Here is a 7,206-nt window from a genome sequence, read left to right as displayed (position 1 = left end):
CCCTGGTGACCGGGACGGCGGGGATGAAGTTCGAGATCACCCCGATCGACATCATGGTGTTCGACGCCGACGGCAAGGTGTCGTCGATGCGGGCGGTGTGGGAGCAGTCGGATCTCAAGCAGCTGTAGCCAGAGGGCCTGCTGAAAGTGGTCCCGTAGGCGCTGTCCGAGGGGATATCCCCTCGGTTACGCGCCAGGGTGCCATTTTCAGCAAGCCGCGGGCTGAAGCGGCGGTAGCGAAAGCTCAGCGACGCCCCGTCGGCCGGAGCACGATCTCCTCGGGATGCGCCTCGGCGGGAGTCGTGACCGCGTGCACGACCGCCCTGGCAACGGAGTTGACGGTCAGGAACCGACGGGGGTCGTACTCGCCGCCCTCGAGTGCGACGATGTCACGTTGCATGTCGGTGTCGATGCGGCCGGGATAGATCGAGGTCACGCGCAGGTCGGGTTCCTCGGCGCGCAGTCCGTCGGCGAGCGCGCGCAGCGCGAACTTGCTCGCCGCATACGGCGTCCACCGCGCGTTCACGCGGCGGCCGGACCCGGAGTTGATGAAGACCACGTGGCCGCCCGCGGCGCGCAGCGCGGGGAGCAGCAGGCGGGTCAGTTCGGCCGCGGCGACGACGTTGACCTCGAGAATCTCCCGCCACTCGTCGGCAGGGGTGTCGGCGACCGCCTCAAGGCTGCTCGCGATTCCGGCGTTATGGACCAGCACGTCGAGTTCCCCGATCGCCTCGGTCGCCGCGGCCACACCGTCGTGGTCGGTGAGGTCGACGGCGAAGGTGCTCGCACCGTCGAGCTCGGTGGCGAGCTTGTCGAGTTCCGGAGACGGCCGCCCGCCCAGCAGCAGATCGTGGGTGGCGGAGAGCTGTCGGGCGATCTCGGCGCCGAGGCCGCGACTGGCCCCGGTGATCAAAGCGGTGGGCACGTCGTCGAGGGTACTGATCGTTGGTGGGCGGCTGTGATCTGATGTCTCCGGTGCGCGACGACGCGCCGCGCAGGGCAGAATCGATACGTGGCACGCTATGGATTCACACAGACTCAGCTGTCTGCGCGGGCCGCTTATCTCCTTCGCGGCAACGACCTCGGGACGATGACGAGTGCTGCGCCGAAACTCTATCCGCACATGTGGAGCTGGGATGCGGCGTTTGTCACGGTCGGGCTGGCGCCGCTGTCGGTGGAGCGGGCGGTCGTGGAGATGGATACCCTCCTGTCGGCCCAGTGGGACAACGGGATGATCCCGCACATCGTGTTCGCGAACGGACGCGACGGCTACTTCCCGGGGCCGTCGCGCTGGGAGTGCGCCCGGTTGGCGAATTGCGCACCGGACTTTCCGGACACATCGGGCATCACCCAGCCACCCGTGCATGCCATTGCCGTGCAACGCATCCTGGATCACTCCCGACGACACGGCCGCACCACGCGCGCAGTCGCCAACGAGTTCATCGATCGCCGCTGGGGAGCGCTCATGCGGTGGCATCGATGGCTTGCGCACGCCCGTGACCCCAAGGGGACCGGCCGGATCACGGTGTTCCACGGCTGGGAGTCCGGGATGGACAACTCGCCGCGGTGGGACCGTCCGTACTCGCACGTGGTGCCCGGGCACGATCTGCCGGCGTATGTCCGCGCGGATCTCGACCATGTGTCGGATCTGTCGATGCGTCCGACGGACCTCGAGTACGACCGCTACATCTGGCTCGTGGAACAGATGAAACGGTCGAACTACGACGACGATCTGCTGCCCAAGGTGATGGACTTCGCGGTGGAGGACGTGTTCGTCAGCGCCATTTTCTCCGTCGCGTGTGATGTCCTCGCGACCATCGGGGAGGACTACTCCAAACCGCGGTCGGATGTCCGTGACCTGCGCGCATGGGCCGACCGGTTCCGTGCGGGCGTGGTGGCCGCGGCGAACGATCGCAACGGCGCGGCGCGCGACTACGACCTGCGCTCTCAGACCTGGGTCAACACCGAGACGATCGCCGTGTTCGCTCCGCTCCTCTGCGGTGGGCTCTCCCGGGAACGGGAGCGTGCGCTGCTGCGTCTGTTCGACGGTCCGCGGTTCTGCGGTCATCCCGACCTGCGGTATGCGGTGCCGCCGTCGACGTCACCGATTTCGATGGACTTCAAACCGCGCGAGTACTGGCGCGGCCCGGTGTGGCCGGTGATGACCTGGCTGTTCAGCTGGGCGTTCGCTCGTCGCGGCTGGACCGAACGGTCGGCGCGGCTGCGGGAGGAAGGTCTGCGCCAGGCCACCGACGGTGCGTTCGCGGAATACTACGAGCCGTTCACCGGTGAGCCACTGGGCAGCATGCAGCAGAGCTGGACCGCGGCGGCCGTACTCGACTGGCTGGACTGAGCCTCCGGGGCGCCGGGCCGGGTGTCAACCGCCCGGGATCGCCGGTTGCGGCTCGCGGTGGTGGCGTCGCCACTGGCTCGGGGACTCGCCGAATCGGCCGCGGAACCACCGGGAGAAGTTGCCGGGCGAGGAGAAGCCGAGCACCTCGGAGACCTCGGTGAGCGAGTGGTTGCGGTTGCCGACCATGTGCCCCGCGAGGTCGGCGCGTGTCGCGTCGAGGATCGACGAGAAGGTCTGACCCTGCGACTCGAGTCTTCGGTGCAACGTGCGGCGGTCGACGCCCAGGCTGCGTGCGACCTGTTCGACCGAGCAGCGGCCGGTCGGCAGGAGTAATTCGATCAGCTCGCGGACCCGCTGCTCGGTCGTCGGGCTCGACGACGGGTCCACATCCGGGAGCAGCTGTTGCGCGTAGCGCCGAAGCTGTGGATCCGACATCGCATTGGGCGTGTCGAGATCCTTGGTGTACAGCGTGATGCCGTTGAACGGCTGGTCGAACGACACCGTCGGGCCGAACATCCGATGATGAATCCGCTGGTCGGGCGGCGCGGGATGGGTGAACGACACCGCGACCGGCCGCCACGCCGGGCTGATGAAACCCTGCAGCAGACTGTGCAGGACGCCGACCGCCATCTCGGTCGCCTGACGAGCCTCAACCGGATGACCCAGACCCAGATCCAGTTCGACGCGAAGGTCCGACATGCCGCCGGCCTCGACCAACCGCGTGCTCAGCGCCTCGTTGTACATGTTCTGGTGCCGGATCAGGACGCGAACCGCATGCCGGACATCGGGTTCCTCCCGGATCACCATGCTGAGCGGGCCGAGGCTGGAGAAGCGCCGGAACTGGGCCAGTGCCAGTCCGAAGTCCGCTCGCCCCGTCTCGGCCGCGGAACGTTCGAGTAGCTCGACGATCGCCTCCGCGGGCACCCATCTGTCCGGATGCCTCAGACCCGCGGGATCCAGGCCGACCTCGCGAACCAGCCGGGCCGGGTCCTGCAGACCCAGCGACTGCCCGAGTTCGACGAAGTTGCTCAGCGTCGCGTACCGCGCCAGCGGCTTCATGCCAGAAGTATGCACTAGGTGTCCCGAAATGAACAGTGCTGCGTCCCGAAGGGATAAGAAATCGGGGTTGACGACGCATAACGTAATACACATCACGTTGAGCGCAGACGAGGAATACGGATCACTGTCCGAGCCTCACCGTCGGACACCGAACACCGATGAGCATCCCCTGCGCAGTGCAATCACAAGAGGAGATCACCGTGGCACAAGCCGTCCGATTCCACGAGACCGGCGGACCCGAGGTCCTGCAGTGGGAGACCGTCGAGGTCGGCGATCCGGGCGCGAACGAGGTCCGCATCCGCCATGAGGCGGTCGGGCTGAACTTTGCCGACACCTATTTCCGCACCGGCTTGTATCCCGCCCCGCTCCCCGCCGGGATGGGTGTGGAGGCCGCCGGCGTCGTCGAGGCCGTCGGCTCCGGCGTCACCACGATCCGCGAAGGAGACCGCGTCACCTACACCGGAAGTCCGTTGGGCGCCTACAGCACCGAGCGTGTGATGCCGGCCGAGCACCTCATCTCCCTACCCGAGCAGATCGGCTTCGACACCGCCGCCGCGATGACGATGCGCGGCCTGACCACCGCCTATCTGCTGCGCCGCATCTGGCCGCTGCAGGCCGGCGACACGGTGCTCCTGCACGCCGCCGCCGGGGGAGTGGGGCTGATCTTCTGCCAGTGGGCATCGCTGCTGGGGATTCGCGTCATCGGCACCGTCTCCAGCGAGCGCAAGGCGGAGGTCGCGCGTGCACACGGGTGCGACGAGGTCATCGTCTACACGAAAGAAGATGTACCACAACGTGTTCGGGAGATCACCGACGGCAAGGGCGCATCGGTCGTCTTCGACAGCATCGGTGCCTCGACCTTCGCGACGTCACTGGCGTCGGTGGCCCGTCGCGGACTCATCGTCTGCTTTGGCACCGCATCCGGGCCGATCCCCCCGATCGACGCGATGCAGCTGGCCGTTCACGGGTCCGTCTACGTCACCCGCCCGGCCCTCGCGGACTACATCGCCGACCCGGCCGAGCGCGCCGCGCTGGCCGCCGAGCTCTTCTCCCACGTCGCCGCCGGCGACATCTCGATCGAGATCAACCAGCGCTACGAACTGCCCGACGCACAGCGCGCCCACCGCGAGCTCGAGGCCGGCACGAGCATCGGCTCGTCGGTCTTCAGCCTCTGACCCGACATTTCGTGAAAGGAACCACGACGATGACCGCCATCGCCCATCGACCGCCCCGGACGACCTTCCGGGCCGAACCGCTGACCTGCAGCCTCGGCGCCGAGGTGTTCGACGTCGACCTCGGCGAGGTGTCCCGCGACGACGCCCAGTTCGAACAGCTGCGCGAACTGCTGATCGAGCACAAGGTGCTCTTCTTCCGCGACCAGGACATCACCCGCGCCGAGCATGTCGCGCTGGCCGAAAAGTTCGGCCCGCTCGAGGATCACCCGGTCGCGAGCAGTGACCCCGACCATCCCGGACTGGTCCGCATCTACAAGGACCTCGACAGCCCGGCCGAGCACTACGAGAACGCCTTTCACACCGACGCCACATGGCGGGAGAACCCGCCGTTCGGATGCGTCCTGCGGTGTGTGGAGACACCGCCGGTTGGCGGCGACACCATCTGGGTGAACATGGTCGAGGCCTACCGGCGCCTGCCCGAGCACATCAAGGACCAGATCGCCGGCCTGCGTGCCCGGCACAGCATCGAGGCCAGCTTCGGAGCCGGAATGCTCACGGCCCAGCGCGAAGCGCTCCATGCGCGCTTCCCCGACGCCGAACACCCGGTGGTGCGCATCCATCCCGACACCGGCGAGAAGATCCTGTTCGTCAACGCCTTCGCCACGCACCTCGTCAACTACCACACCACCGAGAACGTGCGATTCGGCATCGACTACGCACCCGGAGCGGCAAACCTGTTGCACTACTTGATCAGCCAGGCATCGATCCCCGAGTACCAGGTGCGGTGGCGCTGGACCAAGAACAGCATCGCCATCTGGGACAACCGCAGCACCCAGCACTACGCGGTCCAGGACTACTGGCCCGCCGTCCGAAAGATGGAGCGCGCCGGCATCATCGGCGACCGCCCGTACTGACCACCTCCGAAAAACCCGCAATCCAACTCACCCACAACATATTTCAAGGAGAAACCATGCACTTCCACGACGACGCCCTGTTCCCCGAGGTCCAGGAGAAGCTGGTCATCACCGTCGCGCCGTACGGTCCGGAGTGGGAACTCGACGACTTCCGCGAAGACCTCCCGCTGACCATGGAGGAGCACATCCAGAAGGCGGTCGACTGCTACGAGGCCGGCGCCACCGTGCTGCACATCCACGTCCGCGAACTCGACGGGAAGGGCAGCAAGCGGCTGTCGGTGTTCAACGAGTTGCTCGCCGGTCTGCGCGAGGCCGTGCCGGACATGATCCTGCAGGTCGGCGGGTCGATTTCCTTCGCGCCCGAAGGTGAAGGTGCAGAAGCGAAGTGGCTGTCCGACGACACCCGCCACATGCTCGCCGAGCTGGACCCGGCACCCGACCAGGTGACCATCGCCATCAACACCAGCCAGATGAACATCATGGAGCTGATGACCGCCGACGACATCGCCGGCACGTCGATGATGCGTCCGGAACTCGCGGCGACCTACCGTGAGATGACGGTGCCGGCGGGTCCCGAGTGGGTGGAGGAGCACCTGCGCCGTCTGCAGGCCAAGGGTATTCAGCCGCACTTCCAACTCTCCAGCATCCCGCAGCTCGAGACCGTCGAGCGGTTGATCCGCCGCGGCGTCTACACCGGTCCCTTGAACCTGACCTGGGTCGGCATCGGCGGCGGCTTTGACGGCCCCAACCCGTACAACATCATGAACTTCATCCAGCGCGTCCCCGACGGTGCGTGCCTGACCCTCGAGACCCTGATGCGCTCGGTGCTGCCGGTCAACACGATGGCCATCGCGATGGGTCTGCACGCTCGCTGTGGCAACGAGGACACCATCTGGGGACGCCCCGGCGAGAAGATCACCTCGGTCCAGCAGATCCAGCAACTCGTCCGCATCGCCGGCGAACTCGGCCGCGAGGTCGCCACCGGCAAGGAGGCCCGCGAGATCTACCGGATCGGCGACACCTACCGTGACGCCGACGAGACCCTCGCCAAGCTCGGATACGCACCCAACCGCCGCCCCGGCCAGGTGGGCTTCACCCAGCACGCCTGACCCACGAGAACCCGATCATCGGGAGCCGGCGTCCGGAAACCCCCCGCCCCGCCCGGCGCCGGCGCCCGCTGATCTGCACGATCCCCGTCCCCATCGTTGACCGTCCCCGCCCCCTCCCCGCCCTTACTCTCAGGAGCACCCCCATGGGTACCCCCACCTCGGTTGCACGAAGCGCCACCAGCGAATTGACCACCACCGACCCCCGCCCCGCCACACGATCACGGAAGTATCCGTGGATCGTGTTCGCACTCGCCTTCGGCCTGCTGTTGTCGGACTACATGTCGCGCCAGGTCCTCAGTGCTGTCTTTCCCTTTCTCAAGACCGCCTGGTCCCTCTCCGATTCCGAACTCGCGTCGCTGACCAGCATCGTGGCGCTGATGGTCGGTCTGCTGACGCTGCCGCTGTCGGTGGTCGCCGACCGGTGGGGACGTGTCCGCGCCCTCGTCGTGATGGCGGTGCTGTGGTCGATCGCGACGGCCCTGTGCGCGGTGGCAGGCAGCTTCGAGCAGATGCTCGGCGCCCGGTTCCTCGTCGGCGTCGGCGAGGCCGCCTACGGCAGCGTCGGTATCGCTCTGGTGCTCAGCGTGTTCGCACCTC

Annotated in this window: 7 protein-coding genes and 1 pseudogene; 6 read left to right on the top strand and 2 right to left on the bottom strand. The window is 67.1% G+C overall.

Features of this window, described 5'->3' with window-relative positions; all coding sequences use genetic code 11:
• Positions 1-128, top strand: a pseudogene (locus GORHZ_RS31735) (steroid delta-isomerase); the annotation flags it as partial.
• A 115-nt stretch (positions 129-243) separates the two neighbouring features.
• Here GORHZ_RS31735 and GORHZ_RS17600 read toward each other — a convergent pair.
• A complete protein-coding gene (locus GORHZ_RS17600) occupies positions 244-924 on the bottom strand; it encodes an SDR family oxidoreductase (protein ID WP_006335302.1) in 681 nt (226 codons plus the stop codon).
• A gap of 87 nt (positions 925-1,011) precedes the next feature.
• Here GORHZ_RS17600 and ggh point away from each other — a divergent pair, with 87 nt between their 5' ends.
• On the top strand, positions 1,012-2,352 hold the full coding sequence (gene ggh, locus GORHZ_RS17595; RefSeq protein ID WP_006335301.1) for a glucosylglycerate hydrolase: 1,341 nt from the start codon (positions 1,012-1,014) through the stop codon (positions 2,350-2,352).
• A 24-nt stretch (positions 2,353-2,376) separates the two neighbouring features.
• Here ggh and GORHZ_RS17590 read toward each other — a convergent pair whose 3' ends face one another.
• Positions 2,377-3,411, bottom strand: a complete 1,035-nt coding sequence (locus tag GORHZ_RS17590; RefSeq protein WP_006335299.1) for an AraC family transcriptional regulator — start codon at positions 3,409-3,411, stop codon at positions 2,377-2,379.
• A gap of 200 nt (positions 3,412-3,611) precedes the next feature.
• Between GORHZ_RS17590 and GORHZ_RS17585 the strand changes: the two genes are divergently transcribed.
• From GORHZ_RS17585 to GORHZ_RS17570, 4 genes are all read left to right on the top strand, one after another.
• Complete coding sequence (locus GORHZ_RS17585; protein ID WP_006335297.1) at positions 3,612-4,586, top strand: quinone oxidoreductase family protein; 975 nt, start codon at positions 3,612-3,614, stop codon at positions 4,584-4,586.
• A 29-nt stretch (positions 4,587-4,615) separates the two neighbouring features.
• Positions 4,616-5,500 carry a TauD/TfdA dioxygenase family protein gene (locus tag GORHZ_RS17580; RefSeq protein ID WP_006335296.1) on the top strand — a complete coding sequence of 295 codons (885 nt, stop codon included), beginning with the start codon at positions 4,616-4,618 and terminating at the stop codon, positions 5,498-5,500.
• Between the two features lie 56 nt (positions 5,501-5,556).
• Positions 5,557-6,609 carry a beta-keto acid cleavage family enzyme gene (locus GORHZ_RS17575; RefSeq protein WP_006335295.1) on the top strand — a complete coding sequence of 351 codons (1,053 nt, stop codon included), beginning with the start codon at positions 5,557-5,559 and terminating at the stop codon, positions 6,607-6,609.
• 143 nt (positions 6,610-6,752) lie between these two features.
• The coding region (locus tag GORHZ_RS17570) for an MFS transporter (protein ID WP_006335294.1) at positions 6,753-7,206 on the top strand (454 nt) is incomplete at its 3' end.

This window comes from Gordonia rhizosphera NBRC 16068, from assembly GCF_000298195.1.
Classification (GTDB): Bacteria; Actinomycetota; Actinomycetes; order Mycobacteriales; family Mycobacteriaceae; genus Gordonia; species Gordonia rhizosphera.
The sequence above is the reverse complement of the archived record's forward strand: the minus strand, read 5'-3'. Positions and strand labels throughout refer to the sequence as shown.

What these genes read in the sequence shown, in the direction of transcription:
- GORHZ_RS17575 (WP_006335295.1), top strand. Translation starts at nt 5,557, where the DNA reads ATGCACTTCCACGACGACGCCCTGTTCCCCGAGGTCCAGGAGAAGCTG.
- GORHZ_RS17580 (WP_006335296.1), top strand. Translation starts at nt 4,616, where the DNA reads ATGACCGCCATCGCCCATCGACCGCCCCGGACGACCTTCCGGGCCGAA.
- GORHZ_RS17590 (WP_006335299.1), bottom strand. Translation starts at nt 3,411, where the DNA reads ATGAAGCCGCTGGCGCGGTACGCGACGCTGAGCAACTTCGTCGAACTC.